The following is an 18,374-nucleotide window of genomic DNA, read 5'->3' on the forward strand; positions in this document are numbered from 1 at the left end:
GCGGTGGGAACCGGGGACATGCTGTGGAGCGGGTGGGGCGATCCGGCCCGGGCCACGCCCCTGCCCGAGTCGGTCGTGGGGCTGCTCCGCGACCTGCTGGGCGTGAAGCCGGCCGAGGCCGCGCCGCTCGCCCTGGACGAGATCGTCCCGCCGGCGTCACGGCTCTCCGCGGCCGCCCTCGCCGCGCTCGGCGAGGCCGTCGGCGCCGGGCACGTGCGCACCGACGCCGAGACCCGCGTCCGCCGCACGCGCGGCAAGTCCACCCCCGACCTGCTGCGCGTCCGCGCCGGTCAGGTGGACGACGCGCCCGACGCGGTCGTCCTGCCGGGGGCGCACGAGGAGGTCCTCGCCGTCCTCGCGGCGTGCGCGGAGCACCGCGTCGCGGTCGTGCCCTTCGGCGGCGGGACGTCCGTCGTCGGCGGCCTCGCGCCCGCGGGCGCCGACGAGTCCGGCCTGACCGCGTTCGTCGCGCTCGACCTGCGCCGCCTCGACGGGCTCGTCGAGCTGGACGAGGTGTCGCGCACGGCCGAGTTCCAGCCGGGCCTGCGCGCCCCCCGCGCCGAGGAGATGCTGCGCGAGCGCGGCTACACCCTCGGCCACTTCCCGCAGTCGTTCGAGTGGGCGACGATCGGCGGGTTCGCCGCCGCGCGCTCCAGCGGCCAGGCGTCCGCCGGGTACGGGCGGTTCGACGAGATGGTCGTCGGCCTGACCGTCGCGACCCCGTCCGGGACGCTCGACCTCGGCCGCGCGCCGAAGTCCGCCGCCGGACCCGACCTGCGGCAGCTCGTCCTCGGCTCCGAGGGCGCGTTCGGCGTCATCACCTCCGTCCGGGTGCGGATCCGGCCCGTCCCGGACACCCAGGCGTACGAGGGCTGGCGCTTCCCGGACTTCGCGACCGGCTCCACGGCGCTGCGCGCCCTCGCCCAGGACGGCCCGCTCCCCACCGTCCTGCGCCTCTCCGACGAGACCGAGACGATGATCGGCCTGGCCGACCCGTCCGCCGTCGGCGCCGGGCTGTCGGCGTCCGGGTGCCTGGTCATCCTCGGCCTGGAGGGCACCCCGGACGAGATCGAGGCCCGCCGCGCGAGGATCCACGACGTCCTCAGCGGGCTGGGCGGCGAGCCGCTCGGCGCGGAGCCCGGCGACAAGTGGGAGCACGGCCGCTTCAACGCCCCGTACATGCGCGACGCGCTGCTCGACGTCGGCGCGTTCGCGGAGACACTGGAGACGGCCGCGTTCTGGGCCGACATCCCCGCGCTCTACGCGGGCGTCCGGCGGGCGCTCACCGACACGCTCGCCGGGTCCGGGACGCCGCCGCTGGTCATGTGCCACATCTCGCACGTCTACCCGTCCGGGGCGTCGCTGTACTTCACGGTCGTCTCCGCGCAGGGCCCCGACGCCGTCCCGCACTGGGAGAAGGCCAAGCACGCCGCGAACGACGCGATCCTCGCCGCGGGCGGGACGATCAGCCACCACCACGGCGTCGGCACCGACCACCGCGACTGGTACGCCCGGGAGACCGGCGAACTCGGCGTCGCGGTGCTGCGGGCGGTGAAGGGGGCCCTTGACCCGTCCGGCATCCTGAATCCCGGCATCCTCTTCCAGGCCGGGCCTGGCGAGCGGGTGCGGGGAGAGGCCCCTTCCCCCAGTGACGACCGGTTCCCCCAGGCCGCCGAGGAGTAGCCCCCGATGACCCCCCGTGTGTTCACCGCCGTCGTCAACCCGACGGCGGGCAGCTCGGCCTCGGCGGCGACGCTGATCCCCCTCGCCCGCGCGCTGCGCGAGGCCGGGGCCGAGCTCGTCGTCGAGTACAGCCGCGGCCTCGAGCACGCCACGGCCCTCGCCCGCGGCGCGGCCGACGCCGGTCACGTCGTGCTCGGCGTCGGCGGGGACGGCATGGTCGGCTGCGTCGGCGGCGCCCTGGTCGGGACGGACGCCGTGTTCGGGATCGTCCCGGCCGGGCGCGGCAACGACTTCGCCCGGCAGCTCGCGATCCCCACCGGGCCGGACGCGCTCGCCGACCTGCTCCTGAACGGCGAGCCGCGCGCGGTCGACGCGATCGAGGCCAACGGCGTGCCCGTCCTCGGCAGCGTCTACGCGGGCGTGGACGCCGTCGCGAACCTCAACGCGAACCGGTCCCGGTGGCTGCGCGGCTCGGCGTCCTACTACGTGGGCGCGCTCCGCGCCGTCGCGTCGTGGAAGCCCGCGGGCTACCGGATCACGGTGGACGGCGAGGAGCACCGCTTCCGCGGCTTCACCGTCATCGCGGCCAACTCCGGCTACTACGGCTTCGGCCGCCACGTCGCCCCGGACGCCTCGGTCGACGACGGCCTGCTCGACGTGGTCGTCGTCAAGCACGGCCCGAAGCGGATCTTCTTCGCCGTGATGCGCGAGCTCGAGGACGGCTCGCACGTGCGCCGTCCGGAGGTCGAGGTCCTGCGCGGCCGCGAGATCCGCATCGAGCTGGACGACCCGGGCCGTGTCCTGCCCTACGGCGCGGACGGGGAGCTCCCCGGCGAGCTCCCGGTCACCGTCAAGGTCCTCCCCGGCGCCCTCCGCGTGCTGGCCCCCTGACCTTCCCGCCCCGGGGCAGGCGGGGGCGGACGGGGACGGCCGACGGGGCCGACGGGGTGGCCGGCGGGGACGGCGGGTATCAGGGCGTTGACCTGCGGATTCGAGACTTGCCCAGGGCATTTGGGCGGGTTTACGCGGGCATTACGGATGTCCACTTAGTGTTCTAAGTGCGTCCCGGTTCTGCTGGGACCAGGGCCGTCTGTGGAGGCATCATGAGAAGGCGATTCGTCGCCGTTCTGGGGGGACTCATGATGACCGCAGACGCCCTCGCCGTGGTGGCGCCGGTGTCCATGGGGGTGGCACCGGCGTCCGCCGCGTCCGGGGACGTCCGGCCGATCCCCATCAGAAGCGTGACCTGACCCGCTTCCTCGGCCCGGTGACACTCAAAGTCGGCGGTAGAACGACCTGAGGGCTTAGAGTTGACAGCGTGCGCTTCCTACTGAACATCATCTGGCTGGTCTTCGCCGGCTTCTGGATGGCGCTCGGCTACGCCGTCGCCGGGATCATCTGCTGCATCCTGATCATCACCATCCCGTTCGGGATCGCCTCGTTCCGCATCGCGGCGTTCGCGCTGTGGCCGTTCGGCAAGACCGTCGTCAAGCGCCCGGACGCCGGGACGGGGTCCTGCGTCGGCAACGCGATCTGGCTGGTCTTCGCCGGGATCTGGCTCGCCATCGGGCACGTCGTCACCGGTGTGGCGCTCTGCATCACGATCATCGGGATCCCGTTCGGCATCGCGAACTTCAAGCTCGTCCCGATCTCGCTGACCCCGCTCGGCCGGGAGATCGTCTCGACCGACGACCCGCGCACCTTCGGCGTCGCGTAGCACCGTCGTAGCCGGCGCGGCCCCGTGCCGCGCCCCTGTTCCCCGCACCTCCACGCCGCAGGCCGCCGGGGTCAGGTTCTGTCCATCGGCGGCGGAATCACTGTGATTCGCATCACATTCGGGCATCGGTAAAGCATCGGGGCGATATCCGGTTCGTTCGACCGACCAAGTTCTTGGTCGGTCGGCCTGTCCCGGCCACCTCCGTAGGGCATCGTTGCGCCCGATCACGGTGACATTCGGTAAGGGATCTACTCCCGGAGGTGATCGATGACCACGGAGCCCACCCGGCGGCCGGAGTCCCACGGCGGTGGCCTGGACGAGGCGGCCTACCTGAGGATCGACGCGAGCCCGGAGTTCCGGCGGCTCAAGTCCGCGTTCCGCCGCTTCGTCTTCCCGCTGACGGCGGCCTTCCTGCTCTGGTACCTGCTCTACGTCGTCCTGTCGGCCTACGCCCGCGACTTCATGGCCAAGAAGGTCTGGGGCGACGTCAACGTCGCCCTCGTCTTCGGACTGCTCCAGTTCGTGTCCACCTTCCTCATCGCCGTCGCCTACGAGCGCTACTCGCGCCGGACGCTCGAACCGCTCGCCGCCGGCGTCCCCACGGACGCCACCACCGGCGCCACGAGCTCCGACCCGGCGGGGGAGACCCGTCCCGCGGCCGGTGAGGAGGTGGCCGAGTGAACGCGCACCACGTCCTCGCGGTCGCCGCGACATCGAAGGCCGAGCACCGGACGATCTCCCTCGTCCTGTTCGCGGTCTTCGTGGCGATCACGCTCTACATCACGATCCGGGCCAGCCGGCAGACCCGCACCGCCGCGGACTTCTACGCGGGCGGACGCCAGTTCACCGGCCTCCAGAACGGCCTGGCCATCGGCGGCGACTACATGTCCGCCGCGTCCTTCCTCGGCATCGCGGGGATCTTCGCGCTGTCCGGCTACGACGGGTTCCTGTACTCGATCGGGTTCCTGGTCGCGTGGCTGGTCGCGCTGCTATTGGTCGCCGAGATGCTGCGCAACTCCGGCCGGTTCACCATGGCCGACGTCCTGGCCTTCCGGATGCGGCAGCGCCCGGTCCGCGCGGCCGCCGGGATCTCCACCATCGTGGTGTCGATCTTCTACCTGCTCGCGCAGATGGTCGGCGCGGGCGCGCTGGTCAACCTGCTGCTCGGCACGCACGGCGAGGCCGCCAAGATCTGGACGATCGTGGTGGTCGGCGCGCTGATGATCTTCTATGTCGTGGTCGGCGGCATGAAGGGCACCACCTGGGTGCAGATCGTCAAGGCCGTCCTGCTGATGATCGGCGCGGTCGTCATGACCGTGTGGGTGCTGTCGAAGTTCGACTTCAACCTGTCGCACCTGCTGGGCGCGGCCGCCGACAGCTCGGGCAAGGGGGACAGGTTCCTCCAGCCGGGCCTGAAGTACGGCGCGACCGACGTGTGGTCCAAGCTCGACCTGCTGTCGCTGGGCCTCGCGCTGGTGCTCGGGACGGCGGGCCTGCCGCACGTCCTGATCCGCTTCTACACCGTCCCGAACGCGCGCGCCGCCCGGACGTCGGTCAACTGGGCGATCGGCATCATCGGCGTGTTCTACCTGATGACGCTGGTCATCGGGTTCGGCGCGGCGGCCCTGGTCGGCAGCAAGGCGATCATGGAGCAGGACAAGGGCGGCAACACCGCGGCCCCGCAGCTCGCCGAGAAGCTCGGCGGCGGCGCCGGGACGACCGGCGGCGCGGTCTTCCTGGCGATCATCGCGGCGGTCGCGTTCGCCACGATCCTCGCCGTCGTCGCCGGGCTGACGCTCGCGTCGTCCTCCTCGTTCGCGCACGACCTCTACGCCAACGTGTTCCGGCGGGGGAGGACCGGCGACCGGGACGAGGTGAAGGTGGCCCGCGTGTCGGCGCTGGTCATCGGCGCGGTCGCGATCGTCCTGTCGATCTTCGCGCGCGGGCTGAACGTGGCGTTCCTGGTGGCGCTGGCGTTCGCGATCGCCGCGTCCGCGAACCTGCCGACGCTGCTGTTCTCGCTGTTCTGGAAGCGGTTCAACACGGCCGGCGCGGTCGCGGGCATCTACGGCGGCCTCGTGTCGGCGGTCGGGCTCGTCCTGCTGAGCCCGATCTGCTGGGGCGGCAAGTCCGCGACCATCCCGAAGGGGAATCCGGACGCGCTGTTCAGCGAGCACACCGTCGCGCCGTTCCACATGCAGAACCCGGGCCTGTTCTCGATCCCGATCGGGTTCCTCTGCGCCTACCTCGGGACGGTCCTGACCAGGGAGAAGACCGACGAGAAGTACGCCGAGCTGGAGGTGCGCGCCCTCACCGGCGAGGGTGCGTACTGACGGTTCCCGCCCGGCGGCGAACACGCCATGACGGACGTTCTGGACGGTTCGGATACGAAGGAGTGAATCCGGCCATCGTGTCAGCTTGACGTCCGCGGAGACCTCCGGGGAAGGTGGGGGAACCCCCACCCCCCGGAGGTTTCTTCATGCACGCCCAAGATCGGCCGCACGAGGTCGAGAACTCCCGGACGTCCGAGGCCGGGGCCGGGTGGGTGTGCGGGCGGCCGGGCACGTTCCCGCGGCTGATGCCCGAGCACGTGCGGGCGTTCTCGTGGCGGCGTCCGAGCGTCCTGTGGCGGTCGCGGAACGACGTGGTGGCGCGGCTCTGGGGCGACCCGTCCAACGAGCTGCGCAAGCGGGCGCTCGCCGCGCTGAGCGAGCGCCGCGGCGCGCCCGCTTCGCTCACGATGCACCGCCCGGAAAGCGAGTTCTCGTTCATCCTCATGGGCGACACGGGCGAGGGCGACCGGTCGCAGTACGCCGTCGTCCCGCCGCTGCTGTCGGTCGGCGCCGACACCGACTTCCTCGTCATCGCGTCGGACGTGATCTACCCGACGGGAGACACCGGAGACTACGAGGACAAGTTCTTCCGCCCCTACGCCGGATACCCGGGCCCGATCTACGCCGTGCCCGGCAACCACGACTGGTACGACGGGCTGCGCGGCTTCCTGAACGTGTTCTGCCAGTTCGACATGGACTGCACGCCGTCCTGGAACGGCCGGTTCACCTGGCTCGCGAAGCGGCTCTGGCGCAAGTCGGGCGTCGTGGACGGGCCGGAACTCGCCGAGATCCGGTCGCGGTACCGGGGCGCGCCGGGGCAGCGGGCGCTCCAGCCCGCGCCGTACTGGGCGATCGACACCCCGACGCTGCGGATCATCGGCATCGACACCGGCATCCTCGGCGGCATCGACGACGAGCAGGGACGCTGGCTGGCGGGGGTGTCGGCGGGGCCGAAGCCGAAGCTGCTGGTGACCGGGAAGCCGCTGGTCGTGGAGGACATGAGCCACCCCGACCAGATCGAGGGCGGCGGGACCGTGGACGCGATCGTCCGCGACCCGGCGAACAACTACGTGGCGGCGATCGGCGGCGACATCCACAACTACGAGCGGTTCCCGGTCAAGGTCGGCGACCGGACGCTCCAGTACGTCGTGTCGGGCGGCGGCGGCGCGTTCATGCACGCGACCCACATCATTCCGAAGACGACGATCGTGGACGAGTCGGATTTCCGCTGCTATCCGCTGCGCGGCGACTCCCTGTCCCGGTACAGCCAGCTGTACGGCCGCTGGTTCCGGATGCCCTGGCTGTTCAACCTGACGCCACGGGAGGCGACGGCGGCCGTCGAGAAGCGCCTCGGCATCCACCCCGGGCGCACCTACCGGGACGAGGAGGTGTCACTGCGGGCGCGGTTCGTGGCGGCCCTCCTCGGCGTCCCCCGCGGGAAGCGGCGGCGCGGCAAGCTCCGGCGGCTGCCCGTGAAGCGCGTCCCGCAGCGCTTCCGGTCGGAGATGGCCGACTGGGACAACCCGCCGTTCTTCAAGAGCTTCCTGCGCCTGGACGTCACGGAGACCGAACTGCGCGTCCGCTGCTACGCGGTCACCGGCTGCGGAGACCACGAGACCGACCCGCCGATCGAGGACGAGTTCACCATCCCCCTAGGCTGAGGTCCCGCCCTCGGCTGAGATTCTGTCGGACCCGGACGGCACAATGTCCGGGTGAGGATCGCCGTCGCCGTAGGGCCGGGAGGCGGGGGCACGCTGCGGCCCCTCGCCGATGACGGCACGCCCCTGGGCGACGCGGAGCCCGTCCCGTCGCTGGTCGCGGCGGTGGCCGAGCGCGAGCGCGCCGACCGCCCGCGCTGGGTGTGGTCGTCGTCCGCGCGGGTGTACCGGGCGCTGGTGGAGGCGGGCGTCCGGGTCGGGCGCTGCCACGATCTGGAGCTGATCGAGAGCCTGCTGTCCGGCCACGACGGGCGGTACGGCGAGCCGCGGTCGGTCGCGGCGGCGTGGGCGCGGCTGCGCGGGGAGCCGGTCCCGGACGACCGTCCGCCGCCCGCGGAGGCCGGTCCACAGGCGTCCCTGTTCGACGACGAGGACGCCGACGACGCCGAGGACCTGGGGCCGATCGTGGCCGTCCACGCCGAGCAGCAGCGGCGGATCGCCGCGCTGCCCGGCTTCGCGACGCTCGCGGCCGCCGAGTCGGCGGGGGCGCTGATCGCGGCCGAGATGACGCACGCGGGCCTGCCCTGGTCGGTGGCCGCGCACGACGCGCTGCTGACCGAGATGCTCGGCCCCCGCCCGTCCGGCGGCCTGCGCCCCCGCCGCCTCCAGGACCTCGCCGACAAGATCGGCACCGCGTTCGGCCGCCACGTGAACCCGGACTCGCCCGCCCAGATCGTCAAGGCCCTGGCGGCGGCCGGATACCAGGTGAAGACGACGCGCGCGCACGTGCTGAAGGAGATCGACCACCCGGCCGTCCCGCTGCTCCTGGAGTACAAGGAACTGTCGCGCCTGCACACCGCCCACGGCTGGGCGTGGCTGGACACGTGGGTGCACGACGGCCGGTTCCGTCCCGAATACGTGGTCGGCGGCGTCGTCTCAGGCCGCTGGGCCACCAACGGCGGCGGCGCGCTCCAGATCCCGCGCGTCCTTCGCTCGGCCGTCGTGGCGGACGAGGGCTGGTCCCTCGTGGTGGCGGACGCGGCCCAGCTGGAGCCCCGCGTCCTCGCTGCCCTCGCGGGCGACCGCGCCTTCGCCGACGCCGCCGCCCAGGGCGACCTGTACGCCGCGCTCGCCGACGTGTTCACGCCGTCCGCCGACCTCACCGCCCGCGACAAGGCGAAACTCGCGCTGCTCTCGGCCATGTACGGCGGCGGGACGGGCGATGCGGTGCAGCTCCTCGGCGTGCTGAAGAAGCGCTTCCCCGACGCCTTCGACTTCGTCGAAGCGGCCGCCCAAGCCGGAGAACGCGGCCACCTCGTGCGCTCCCGCCTCGGCCGAACCTGCCCGCCGCCGTCGGGGGAGTGGCGCGAACTGACGTCCACGGGCGACGACACCCGCTCGGCCTCGGCCGTCCGCAGCCGTGGCCGCTTCACCCGCAACTTCGTCGTCCAGGCGACGGCCGCCGACTGGGCCCTGACCCTGATGGCCCGCCTCCGCCAGCGCCTCACGGTCCTCGGAGACCCCCACCTGGTCTTCTTCCAACACGACGAGGTCATCGTCCACACCCCGACCCCGCTGGCGGACGAGGTCGTCACCGCCATCGAGGCGTCCGCGAAGGAAGCCGGCGACCTCCTCTTCGGCCGCACCCCGGTCGTGTTCCCCATGGAGTCCGCAATCGTCCAGCGCTACTCCGACGCCAAGTAGGCGTCAGAGAGCAGCCTTCGCGAACAGGACGGCAGGAACCAGCGGCACACCGAGGAGCACCAGCTGGTGAAGCCGTGCCCACGGCCCGCTCTTCACCATGAAGACGGAGACCACCCAGCTGACCAATCTGTCGACGGCCGCCGCCAAGATCGGAGACGGTCATCGACCGTCACCGTCGGCCGCCGACGGCCATGCGCTCTGGAGCGGCACCGGCACGGCAGTGCCTCGGCCCAGCCCGTGAGAAGAGCGCCTAGGGAGGCTATAACAAGGCGATGCGGCGACATCGTTGCCCTCTTGACGGCCCCGGAGAGCAGGCCGAAGGCTGAAGCCCTGGCCATGTCCGGACACACGCATTGAACAGAGCGTGTGAGCCGCGTCCGCCAGTTCGACGATGCCGTCACGCGGCGTCAGCTGTTCGGCGCCCTCCACTGCTCCCGGGAGAAGAGATGCCAAAGAAGGTCGCGGCACTCGCCGCCGCCACCATCGCCATCGCGGGCCTCGCCGCTGCGCCACCTGCTTCAGCCTCGTCGCCGAAGCCGAAGACGGCTTCCCCGTCGTACGTCAGGGTCGCCTGCTACGGGCCCTTCATCAAATGGCCGGTGAAGATCGTGCACTACAGCTGGAACGACCAGTGCTTCCAGTTCCCGCACGGCGGCGGTGAGACGCTCCACTCGAACGACCACTACGACGAGGTCTGGTCCGGCGGCTACCGGATCACCGTTTACTACGCGGGACGATCCGCGCACAGCATGAACCCGGGGGAGCGCTACGTCGTCCCGGGCGGCCTTCTGCAGAAGATCGTCGTCATCGGCTAGCGCCGACCCGGGCCGAGTTGCGGGCCCAGGCCGCCTCCTCCCTCGGAAACCGAGGGAGGAGGCGGCCGACTCATGCCGTCAACCTTCGAGGACCAGCGAGAACCAGACCCGCAGCCGCCCGTCGTCCAGGACGAGGAAGCCCCAGTCGCAGCACGCGTCGGCTGGGACCAAGCGAAGATCAGTCGCATTGAGAACGCCTGGATGCGTGTCACCGTCGGCGAGGTCATGGAGCTCTGCGAGGTGTACGGCCTCAACGCCGAGCGCCGTTCCGCGCTTGTTCAGCTCGCGCGGGAGGCGCGCACAGCGGGGTGGTGGGAGCCCTACCGGGACGTTGTGAAGGAAGGTTTCAGCGACTACCTCGCCTTCGAAGCCGAGGCCGACACGTATTACGGCTTCCACAATCACCTCGTGCCCGGAATCTTCCAGACACCGGACTACGCCCGCGCCATCCTCCAATCGATCCCCTACGCACGCAGCCCTGAGGACGCTGACCGCATCGCCGAGGTGCGCCTCGCGCGCCAGACCCGACTGGACGCCTCGCACGGCAGCCGCAGCCTCCAGGTCTGGCACGTCCTGGACGAAGGGGCGCTGCGCCGGATCGTCGGAGGCCCCTCGGTCATGCACGAGCAGCTTGTGCGCTTGGCCGAGATATCTCAGCTCCCGAACGTGTCCCTGCAAGTGATCCCGTTCGGAGCAGGCACCCACTCCGCGTTGGACGGCCCCTTCACCCTGCTGGGCTTCGATGACTACCCCGATGTCCTGTACGTCGAGCACTTTGGCGGATGCCAGTACTACGAGCAGCCTGCCGAGCTCAAGCGAGCGTCCGTCGCCTTCGAGCACCTGCGTTCCAGCGCGTTCAACACTGTGGACAGCGCGGCGTTCGTCAGGCAGATTGCACATGAGATGGGTATGACCACGAGAGGTGTGAGCCAGTGATCCCCCCAAGCAGCCGTACTCTCGCGTGGCGCAAGAGCAGCCGAAGTGGTCAGGGCGGCGGGGACTGCGTGGAGGTCGCTGACGCTGGTTCGCGCGTCGCGATCCGTGACTCCAAGAACCCGAGCGGCCCCCAGCTCGTCGTCCGTCCCGCCGACTGGCGTGCCTTCGCCGCCGTGCTCAAGGAGCGACCCCACGCGTAAGGGGCGGGGGCCACAGGTTGCGGGCGGGCGTGCCGCCACCCACCTACCGCGATCGTCTCTACACTCGCGCGCCCTGTGAGCAAAGTCGTGGCTCGGGGGGCGGCTTGTGCTGGTTGTGCCGCCCGGCGACGCTGGGTGGGGCCACCCAAGGCGAACACCGGCCGAGGAGGGGCTCGTGGCTCTTCCACGGTGACACCGTCACCGCCCCCACGATCCTGGCCGAGCGCCATGCACAGCCCGATGCCGCCCAGTGAATCCATCGTGGCTCTGTCGCCCGGCCGAACGACGATCCGCGAGGAGACAATCTCATGCGAACACCTGCCGACGACGACGATCTGATCGCTACCTTCGTGTGCAAGGACCCAGAGAGCGGAGATCTGGACGACTGCCCGGCCTTCTACCGGACGAACCGGGGAAGTTGGATCGCACAGGGCAAGCGACGCGGCCCACAGGTGGCCGCTCAGCTCCGCTCCCTGGCAGACGATGAGACGTTCTGCGAGTTCCCTGATCCGCTCATGGATCTCGTCGTGCGCACGTACGTCAAGGAGCGCTATGGAATCGATCTCGGTGGAGCGGCGCAGTGAGCTTCTGCGGTCTGCCAAGACCATCCTCAAGCTTGAACTGAGGGATAACTATGAAGTCGACGCTGACGCGTTCAACGCATGGCAGGCGGGTCAATCCATCCAGGACACGGTGAGCGTCTGGGGAGAACGAGCGGCGGCGAGGGTCGCGGCCGGTGTCGTGACCCGACGCGTGAAAGTCGTCTCCGAACCTCTCTCGGATTACCATCGGTTCATTCTTGATGCCAGCAAGAACGCGATAGACGCGGGCGAGGAAATGAGGTGGCTCCCTCGACGCCTCGCCTCGGCGGTTCTGCTCCCTGGTAATGACTTCTTCGTCCTCGATGGTGAGATCGTGCTCTTCAACGTCTTCGACGGAGCCGACCGGCGGGCTGAGATTCAGTTCGCTGATGAACCTGAGGTGGCGAAGCTCTGCGTCAGCGCGTTCGGTTCGGCGTGGGCGCTGGCGATCCCCTATGGCGAGTACTACACGGGGTCCTGAGCCAGAGGTGTCAGACAGCGCCGCTGCAGCTAAGAAGGCGTTCGGCATCAAGCTCCGTGACCTTCGCCTGGATGCCGACCTGACCGGGCGGGAGCTCGCCGCACGATCGGGGATGCGCAACACCAAGATCTCCCGGCTTGAGCATGGCCGGCAGAATCCGTCCGAGGACGACATCAGGAGGTGGTGCGGCGCTTGCGGCGTCCCTCATCTGATCCCGGAGTTGATCGCGGTACTTCGGGAGATCGAACAGATGTGGGTGGAGTACAGGCGAGAGATGCGCGCTGGACAGGTCCACATCCAGTCCCGGAGCACCCCTCTGTACGAAAGCACGAGGCTGCTCCGGGCCTACGAGGCGAACATGGTGCCCGGCATTCTCCAAACGCACGCCTACACCGTCGCGGTTCTTACTGCAAGTGCCCGCCTTCACGGGGTGCCTCTTGGGGACATCGAGGCCGCTGCCGACGCCCGCCTTTCTCGTCAACATCTCGTCACGGCGGGAAACGGCCTGAACAACTACTCGTTCGTGATCGAGCATGGAGTACTTGAGCACGGTTTTGGTGGCCGGGTTGTTATGGCGGGGCAATGTGATTTCCTGCTCCAGGTCACACGGCTTCCGAATGTCGCCCTCGGCATCATCCCGCCGTGGAGAGAACGGACCGTTCGGGCAGGCGAAGGTTTCTACCTCTTCGACGAACAGCTGGTACGCAGCGAGATGTGGTCAGGTGGGTTCCGCACGAGACGAGCGGAGGAACTGGCCTTCTTCGTAAGGCTGTTCGCTCAGCTTCGCGGCATGGCTGTCTACGGCGAGGCGGCCCGGACCCTGATCGAGACGGCGCGAGGCGGCTACGCGCAAACTCGGGAAACCTCCTAGCCGTCGCTGGTCAGGGCTTCCTACCGTCGTGGCCATGAGCTTCGACAGCCTGTGGCACGCCCGATCTGATGCTCGGGTTCTGATCGGGAGCATGTGACATGGACGGTGCGACAACGGTCCGGCTGGAGTCGACGGTGTTGAGGTTGGCGGCCGACATCACGAAGGCCGCCTATCGGGACGCGATGCGCAGACATGGCCTGCTGCCCTCAACGATCTCCTTGATCGGCATGTACGCCGAGGAGAACCTTGCCGCTCTGGACGAGGAGTCCAGTGACGTGCCCGCTGGGGCGAGGGTCCATGTCTTCAATGGCTGCCCCGAGTGCGGCGGGCCAGTGGATCAGTAGACCCCTCCGGGCGGGTGGTGTCCGCTCTCAGTGAGCGAACCCTGCGACCCGTCCGCCCGGAGGTTCCAGGCACGGGCCGCCGAAGCCGGACGAGCCTGGATCAAGCACCGAACCCACTGATCCCCGTCCGATGGGCGGTCTCGGTTCCTAAGGCATGGCGTTCGGCCGCGCCGGACTTGGGAGGGGCAGCAGTATGGGCAAGCACAAGAGGGAAGTGGACTGCTCGGCATGTCATGGCAAGGGCGGTAAGTGGGAGTCCGACGACGGCAACAAGGTCTGGAGGCCGTGCGTGATGTGCAACGGATCGGGGAAGCAGTGAACGCCCGTGAGGCGGTCGCGGCTGTCGGCCGGGAGCCGTTCATCCCGGATGAGATCTTCGTGCGTGACGACGCTGGTCGGCTGGAGCCGTTGCACCGCTCCGAGGACCCCACACGGTGGCGGGAACAGGTGAGCGCGGATGCCCCGATCGTGACCCGGGTCGCTCCTGATCCGGCCCTCCCGGCGGAGGTATGCGATCCGGCTACCGGCAAGGGGATGGTGTCCACCAGTTCGAGCAGTGCGCCTTTCATCATGGCTCGGCTCATCGAGGCGCTGGACGTGCGGCCGGGTATGCGGGTGCTCGAGATCGGTACGGGCACCGGCTACAACGCGGCCGTCCTGGCGCACCTCGTCGGGGTGGAGAAGGTCGTGAGCATCGAGATCGATCCTGTGGTGGCATCCAGGGCTCGAGCGGCGCTGGAGTCGGCCGGATTCCGTGTGAAGGTCGTCGTCGGGGACGGAGAACTGGGTCACGCGGCCGGGGCGCCCTACGACCGCGTCATCGCCACGGCCTCAGCTCATACGGTCCCGCACGCATGGGTGGAGCAGACCCGGCCCGGCGGGCTGATCCTGGTCCCGTTGGCGCCCACCGTTCATCCTGAATGGCCGCTCGCGGCTCTCAAGGTCCAGGAGGACGGCATGGCCCAGGGCCGGTGCGTCGGTCCGTCCCCGTTCATGCCGCTTCGCGCACAGCACGTGTCCCTGGAAGCCGTCGATGACGCCGAAGACCGATGGGCCGCCGCCGGCAAGCCTGATGTCACACGCTACGGCGTCACCGTCACCCACAACGGGCAACAGATCTGGCTCGACTCACCTGACAACCCCTTCACTCCCTAAGGCGAGGTCGGCTTCCCCGGCGTCCAGCGCTACCTGCCTGCCGACAGGGCACGAGCAGTGCCCAGGAGGTTAGCCGCGGGTGGTGGACGATCGTCCGTCCGAACGGCACGGATGTCCAGGTACGGCACGGATGTCCAGGTGTGGAGGCCCGGCACAGGGCCTGAGGAGATCACGCTTGGGGCGCTGAGGAACCGAGTTGCCGGCATGGCGACCGGCCTTGCAGGAGGGCCGAGAAGAGAGCACGGCGATGGGACGACGCGAAGGCGGCAAGGGCGACGAGGGTAGACACCTGGGAACAGCGGCGATGGCCAGAAGGGCGGCGGGCACGGCGGTAAGCGGGACGGCACCAACGGCAACCCTATCGACGGGAAGACGTAGTTACCGTGACCGACTGGCGTGAGGTGATGCAGCGCGTTCCGCGCAGCCTGTTCGCGTACCCAAGGGCCTGGGCCGACATCGGCCCCAGGCCCTTGGGCGCGGATCGACCGCGACGCCGATCCCGTCGAGTGGGAACGGGGGGTCGCCCTGGACCAGCCACTGATCACCCAGTTCGAGGACGGCCGCACCGAGGGCGAAGGCATGGCGACGTCCTCGCTGTCGATGCCTACCGTGGTGGCCGAGTTCTTGGACCCGCTCGCCCCTTGTGACCATCACCGAGTACTGGAGATCGGCACCGGATCGGGGTGGACCGCCGCGCTCCTGTCAGCGCGGGTCGGAGCCGAGAACGTGACCACGCTGGAAGTGGATCCGGCGTTGGCGCGGTCGGCGGCCGGGCATCCCTGAAGCCGTCCCGATCGACGTCAGCACCGTTCACACCCGTGCGAGCGTGGTCGGCGGCGATGCCCTGCACGCCCCAGGCCAACGAACGGGCCAGCTCGCTGGCCAGACTGGCGAAGCCGGGGCCACCGTCACCGCGTTAGTTGATCGTCAGGCCGCCATCGATGTCGCCGGTCATGATGACTTTCTCCGCCTGGCCATGGAAGTTGTTGACGACGCCATGCTGGACTGTCGAACTCGTCTCTACCTGGTTCCACAGGACTTCGAGTTCGGCTCGGAAGGTGGGATCTTCGGTCATGAGGCGCCGGAGCGCCAGCGCGAACTCATCCATGTGAGTCGTGGAGTCGGGGTTCGCCGCAGCGGCGGTCAGAACGGCTTCGTCCGAGCGCCCACGGAACCGGTCGCGGACCCTACGAACGATGCCGGCCACCGCCTCCTTGGCCGGCTCGCCCGCCACCTCGACAGCCTTACCGGCCATAGCCGTAGCGATCGCTATGGTCATCGGATCCGACATCAATGCCACCATCCTGATCAGCGACTTACTTACGCAGTTCAGCACAGCCGGCGGAAGTTGGCCAGGGTTGCGTGTCCGCCGGTGGGAGAGGTTCTCCAAGCCGGAGCGCGATTGTAGGCTGGGGGCGATCTGCTACTGGGTGGAGGGCATGCAGGAGATTCCGCGTGACGCCGCTTCTGGCGGGACATATTCCCATCTAGCGGGTAACGCTGGTGATGTGGTGCAGGCCCGCGATGTCAATGGCGGGATTCATTTCCACTACGGGCGGGGGTCACCGGATGCGGCTCCGCAGCAGCTTCCCCGCGGCATCAGGGTGTTCATCAATCGGGTGGCGGACCTCGCCCAACTCGACGTGCTGCTTGCGGAGCGGCAGGCGGACGCCGACACGGTCGTTGCCTATGTGATCGCGGGAACGGCCGGGGTCGGGAAGACCTCGTTGGCGTTGCACTGGGCCCACAGGGTTCGTGACCGGTTCCCCGACGGCCAGTTGTACGTGGACCTACGGGGCTACGACCCGGGTGTCCCGGTGACCGCCGATCAGGCGCTGGAACAGTTCCTGCTCGCGCTCGGAGTGCCTGCCATGGCCATCCCTGGCGAGGTCGAGGCCAAGTCCGCGCTGTATCGGTCGATCCTTGCCGACCGGCAGATGTTGATCATTCTCGATAATGCGGGGACGGTCGGCCAAGTCCGGCCACTGATCCCGGGTACCAGTCGCAGCCTCGCGATCGTGACCAGCCGTAGTCGGCTATCCGGGCTGGTCGTCCGGGACGGCGCACACCGTACGACCCTCGACACGCTCACCGAGGCGCAGGCCGTCGAGCTGTTGACCGCGACCACCAGCGACTATCGGACCGGCGACGACCCGGCGGACATCGCCGAGCTGGCGCGGCTATGCGCCTACCTACCGCTCGCGCTGCGGATCGCCGCTGAACGCGCTGCAAGCCATCCCGCCATGCCGTTGAGCGAGCTGATCGTCGATCTGCGTGATGAGTCGGCGCTCTGGGACGCGCTTTCCACCGGCGACGAGGACGAGGCAGACGCCGTCCGTACCGTCTTCGCCTGGTCCTACCGGGCACTCCCCAGCAGTGCCGCTCGCCTGTTCTGCCTGCTGGGGATGCATCCTGGCGGCGACATCAGCCGGGCCGCAGCGGCCGTCCTGGCAGGGCATGAAGCGGACCGCGTCCGCAACTCGCTGGACGTTCTTGTCGGGGCGTGTCTGCTGGAGCACAAAGGTGCGGACCGCTACCAGTTCCATGATCTTCTGCGTGCCTACGCCGTCGATCGGGCTCGGTATGAGATCGGCCAAGCGGAGCAACTCGCGGCGATCGAGCGCATCTGCACGTGGTACCTGCACTCCGCCTACCAGTGTGTACTGTCCCTCGCCCACGACACGACCCTGCTGTTCACTCTTGAGCCAGTGCCAGGGATCACGCCGGTGGCCTTTGAGGACCGGTCCCGCGCCGCCCAGTGGTACGTGGAGGAGAGGTCCAACCTGGTGGGCGCGGTCCGGGCTGCCGCAGGAACCGGGCTGTTCCAGCTGGCTTGGCGCCTGGCCGTCGCCCTCGAACGGATCTACGCGAGCCATAACCACTTTCAAGACTGGCGGACGACCTCCCAGATCGGGCTGGAGGCAGTGCGGCGACTCGGCCTGCGTGAGCAGGAGGCGGTCCTGTGTGAAAGCCTCGGCCGACTCAGCCGGATGACTCTGCGGCTCGACGAGGCCGAGGCATACCACCGGGCCGCGGCTGACATCCACCGCGAACTCGAAGACCCGCTCAGCACCGTCAAGGCCCTCAACGGTCTCGGCTGGGTGCACCTGTTCGCCCATCGCCTCGACGATGCCGCGTCGGAGTTGACCGACGCCCTCACCATCGTCCGCAGACTCGACGACCCCTACTGGACTGCAACGATCCTCTACAGCCTCGGCTACACGCAACTCCAACAGCAACACTCAGACCAGGCAGAAAGCCCTTTGACCGAGTCCCTTCGCATCTTTCGGGAGCTCGGCGACCGGCTGTACGAGTCCATGGTCCTCACTGCCTTCAGCCTGCTTCACCGCCAGCGCGACCAGGCCGGCGATTCCCTGGCCACAGCCGAGGCCGCAGTCGAGATCGCCCGAGAAATGGGAAACCAACTCTGGGAGGGAACCGCCCTGCTCTATCTCGGCAAGGCCCAGCGCGCGAACGGGCAGGCAGGTGAAACACTCGTATCCTGCCAGCGTGCCGCCGCTGTCTTTCGGCAGGAAGGCGACCTCAGCCGCGAGGCGATGGCCATCGAAGGCACCGGACGGGCATACATCGACCTGGGACGGGCTGCCGACTCTGTCGGCTTCCACCGCCACGCCGCAGCCGTCCACCAACAGCTCGGTGATCAATGGAAACACGCGACCAGCCTCGGTCACCTCGCGACTGCACTCAGCTCGCTTGGAGGCCAGGATGAGGCCGACCGGCTACGTACGCAGGCCCTTGCCATCCTCAGCGGCTACCCGGACAGAAAGTCCGCCGCGTTCCGGTCCTGGCTGGAGACCGCGGACGGCGGCTCTGCCTATCCGACGACGGGTGGATCGTCGCGGAGCCGCGAGTGAAAGAAGCTATCGGTCAAGGAT

General features: G+C 69.3%; 19 protein-coding genes. 18 read left to right on the forward strand and 1 reads right to left on the reverse strand.

What is annotated here, in order from left to right; all coding sequences use genetic code 11:
- Positions 1–18 precede the first annotated feature (18 nt).
- The 17 genes from EBO15_RS21745 (at position 19) to EBO15_RS21815 (ending at position 15,261) form a co-directional block, all read left to right on the forward strand.
- A complete protein-coding gene (locus EBO15_RS21745) occupies positions 19–1,683 on the forward strand; it encodes an FAD-binding oxidoreductase (RefSeq protein ID WP_122196315.1) in 1,665 nt (554 codons plus the stop codon).
- 6 nt (positions 1,684–1,689) lie between these two features.
- On the forward strand, positions 1,690–2,574 hold the full coding sequence (locus EBO15_RS21750) for a diacylglycerol/lipid kinase family protein (RefSeq protein ID WP_122196269.1): 885 nt from the start codon (positions 1,690–1,692) through the stop codon (positions 2,572–2,574).
- 212 nt (positions 2,575–2,786) lie between these two features.
- Complete coding sequence (locus tag EBO15_RS44340; RefSeq protein ID WP_158628314.1) at positions 2,787–2,933, forward strand: hypothetical protein; 147 nt, start codon at positions 2,787–2,789, stop codon at positions 2,931–2,933.
- A gap of 68 nt (positions 2,934–3,001) precedes the next feature.
- Complete coding sequence (locus tag EBO15_RS21755; RefSeq protein ID WP_122196270.1) at positions 3,002–3,400, forward strand: YccF domain-containing protein; 399 nt, start codon at positions 3,002–3,004, stop codon at positions 3,398–3,400.
- A gap of 267 nt (positions 3,401–3,667) precedes the next feature.
- Positions 3,668–4,081: a DUF485 domain-containing protein gene (locus EBO15_RS21760; protein WP_122196271.1), complete on the forward strand. Its 414-nt coding sequence runs from the start codon at positions 3,668–3,670 to the stop codon at positions 4,079–4,081.
- A complete protein-coding gene (locus EBO15_RS21765; protein ID WP_122196272.1) occupies positions 4,078–5,733 on the forward strand; it encodes a solute symporter family protein in 1,656 nt (551 codons plus the stop codon). The genes EBO15_RS21760 and EBO15_RS21765 overlap by 4 nt, the downstream gene beginning before the upstream one ends.
- Before the next feature lie 146 nt (positions 5,734–5,879).
- Entirely contained in the window at positions 5,880–7,394 is a 1,515-nt protein-coding gene (locus tag EBO15_RS21770) for a metallophosphoesterase family protein (protein ID WP_233616350.1), read from the forward strand.
- Between the two features lie 51 nt (positions 7,395–7,445).
- Positions 7,446–9,095, forward strand: coding sequence for a bifunctional 3'-5' exonuclease/DNA polymerase (locus EBO15_RS21775; RefSeq protein ID WP_122196273.1), 1,650 nt, complete (start codon positions 7,446–7,448; stop codon positions 9,093–9,095).
- A gap of 446 nt (positions 9,096–9,541) precedes the next feature.
- On the forward strand, positions 9,542–9,910 hold the full coding sequence (locus EBO15_RS21780) for a cupin domain-containing protein (protein ID WP_122196274.1): 369 nt from the start codon (positions 9,542–9,544) through the stop codon (positions 9,908–9,910).
- 72 nt (positions 9,911–9,982) lie between these two features.
- Positions 9,983–10,846: a helix-turn-helix domain-containing protein gene (locus EBO15_RS21785; RefSeq protein ID WP_122196275.1), complete on the forward strand. Its 864-nt coding sequence runs from the start codon at positions 9,983–9,985 to the stop codon at positions 10,844–10,846.
- Entirely contained in the window at positions 10,843–11,046 is a 204-nt protein-coding gene (locus EBO15_RS21790; protein WP_199744723.1) for a DUF397 domain-containing protein, read from the forward strand. Before EBO15_RS21785 ends, EBO15_RS21790 begins: the two co-directional genes overlap by 4 nt.
- A gap of 308 nt (positions 11,047–11,354) precedes the next feature.
- Positions 11,355–11,630: a hypothetical protein gene (locus EBO15_RS21795; RefSeq protein ID WP_122196276.1), complete on the forward strand. Its 276-nt coding sequence runs from the start codon at positions 11,355–11,357 to the stop codon at positions 11,628–11,630.
- Entirely contained in the window at positions 11,599–12,108 is a 510-nt protein-coding gene (locus EBO15_RS44345) for a DUF6879 family protein (RefSeq protein ID WP_158628315.1), read from the forward strand. Before EBO15_RS21795 ends, EBO15_RS44345 begins: the two co-directional genes overlap by 32 nt.
- Positions 12,109–12,115: 7 nt before the next feature.
- Positions 12,116–12,979 carry a helix-turn-helix domain-containing protein gene (locus tag EBO15_RS21800; protein ID WP_158628316.1) on the forward strand — a complete coding sequence of 288 codons (864 nt, stop codon included), beginning with the start codon at positions 12,116–12,118 and terminating at the stop codon, positions 12,977–12,979.
- Between the two features lie 98 nt (positions 12,980–13,077).
- The gene (locus EBO15_RS21805) at positions 13,078–13,323 is read left to right on the forward strand and encodes a hypothetical protein (RefSeq protein WP_122196278.1); all 246 of its coding nucleotides are present in this window, start codon (positions 13,078–13,080) and stop codon (positions 13,321–13,323) included.
- Positions 13,324–13,608: 285 nt separating this feature from the next.
- Entirely contained in the window at positions 13,609–14,478 is an 870-nt protein-coding gene (locus EBO15_RS21810; protein ID WP_233616351.1) for a methyltransferase domain-containing protein, read from the forward strand.
- Between the two features lie 579 nt (positions 14,479–15,057).
- Positions 15,058–15,261, forward strand: coding sequence for a protein-L-isoaspartate O-methyltransferase family protein (locus EBO15_RS21815; RefSeq protein WP_122196279.1), 204 nt, complete (start codon positions 15,058–15,060; stop codon positions 15,259–15,261).
- 133 nt (positions 15,262–15,394) lie between these two features.
- On the opposite strand, the gene EBO15_RS21820 is transcribed toward EBO15_RS21815, so the two are convergent.
- Positions 15,395–15,769 (reverse strand): hypothetical protein, encoded by a 375-nt coding sequence (locus EBO15_RS21820; RefSeq protein ID WP_147481601.1) that lies wholly within the window; start codon positions 15,767–15,769, stop codon positions 15,395–15,397.
- Here EBO15_RS21820 and EBO15_RS21825 point away from each other — a divergent pair.
- Positions 15,750–18,353: an ATP-binding protein gene (locus EBO15_RS21825; RefSeq protein WP_199744724.1), complete on the forward strand. Its 2,604-nt coding sequence runs from the start codon at positions 15,750–15,752 to the stop codon at positions 18,351–18,353. The genes EBO15_RS21820 and EBO15_RS21825 overlap by 20 nt on opposite strands.
- Positions 18,354–18,374 lie beyond the last annotated feature (21 nt).

It is taken from the genome of Actinomadura harenae (assembly GCF_003696215.1).
Lineage (GTDB): Bacteria > Actinomycetota > Actinomycetes > Streptosporangiales > Streptosporangiaceae > Spirillospora > Spirillospora harenae.

What these genes read in the sequence shown, in the direction of transcription:
- EBO15_RS21745 (WP_122196315.1), top strand. Translation starts at nt 19, where the DNA reads ATGCTGTGGAGCGGGTGGGGCGATCCGGCCCGGGCCACGCCCCTGCCC.
- EBO15_RS21750 (WP_122196269.1), top strand. Translation starts at nt 1,690, where the DNA reads ATGACCCCCCGTGTGTTCACCGCCGTCGTCAACCCGACGGCGGGCAGC.
- EBO15_RS44340 (WP_158628314.1), top strand. Translation starts at nt 2,787, where the DNA reads ATGAGAAGGCGATTCGTCGCCGTTCTGGGGGGACTCATGATGACCGCA.
- EBO15_RS21760 (WP_122196271.1), top strand. Translation starts at nt 3,668, where the DNA reads ATGACCACGGAGCCCACCCGGCGGCCGGAGTCCCACGGCGGTGGCCTG.
- EBO15_RS21770 (WP_233616350.1), top strand. Translation starts at nt 5,880, where the DNA reads ATGCACGCCCAAGATCGGCCGCACGAGGTCGAGAACTCCCGGACGTCC.
- EBO15_RS21780 (WP_122196274.1), top strand. Translation starts at nt 9,542, where the DNA reads ATGCCAAAGAAGGTCGCGGCACTCGCCGCCGCCACCATCGCCATCGCG.
- EBO15_RS21785 (WP_122196275.1), top strand. Translation starts at nt 9,983, where the DNA reads ATGCCGTCAACCTTCGAGGACCAGCGAGAACCAGACCCGCAGCCGCCC.
- EBO15_RS21795 (WP_122196276.1), top strand. Translation starts at nt 11,355, where the DNA reads ATGCGAACACCTGCCGACGACGACGATCTGATCGCTACCTTCGTGTGC.
- EBO15_RS44345 (WP_158628315.1), top strand. Translation starts at nt 11,599, where the DNA reads ATGGAATCGATCTCGGTGGAGCGGCGCAGTGAGCTTCTGCGGTCTGCC.
- EBO15_RS21805 (WP_122196278.1), top strand. Translation starts at nt 13,078, where the DNA reads ATGGACGGTGCGACAACGGTCCGGCTGGAGTCGACGGTGTTGAGGTTG.
- EBO15_RS21815 (WP_122196279.1), top strand. Translation starts at nt 15,058, where the DNA reads ATGGCGACGTCCTCGCTGTCGATGCCTACCGTGGTGGCCGAGTTCTTG.
- EBO15_RS21825 (WP_199744724.1), top strand. Translation starts at nt 15,750, where the DNA reads ATGGTCATCGGATCCGACATCAATGCCACCATCCTGATCAGCGACTTA.
- EBO15_RS21820 (WP_147481601.1), bottom strand. Translation starts at nt 15,769, where the DNA reads ATGTCGGATCCGATGACCATAGCGATCGCTACGGCTATGGCCGGTAAG.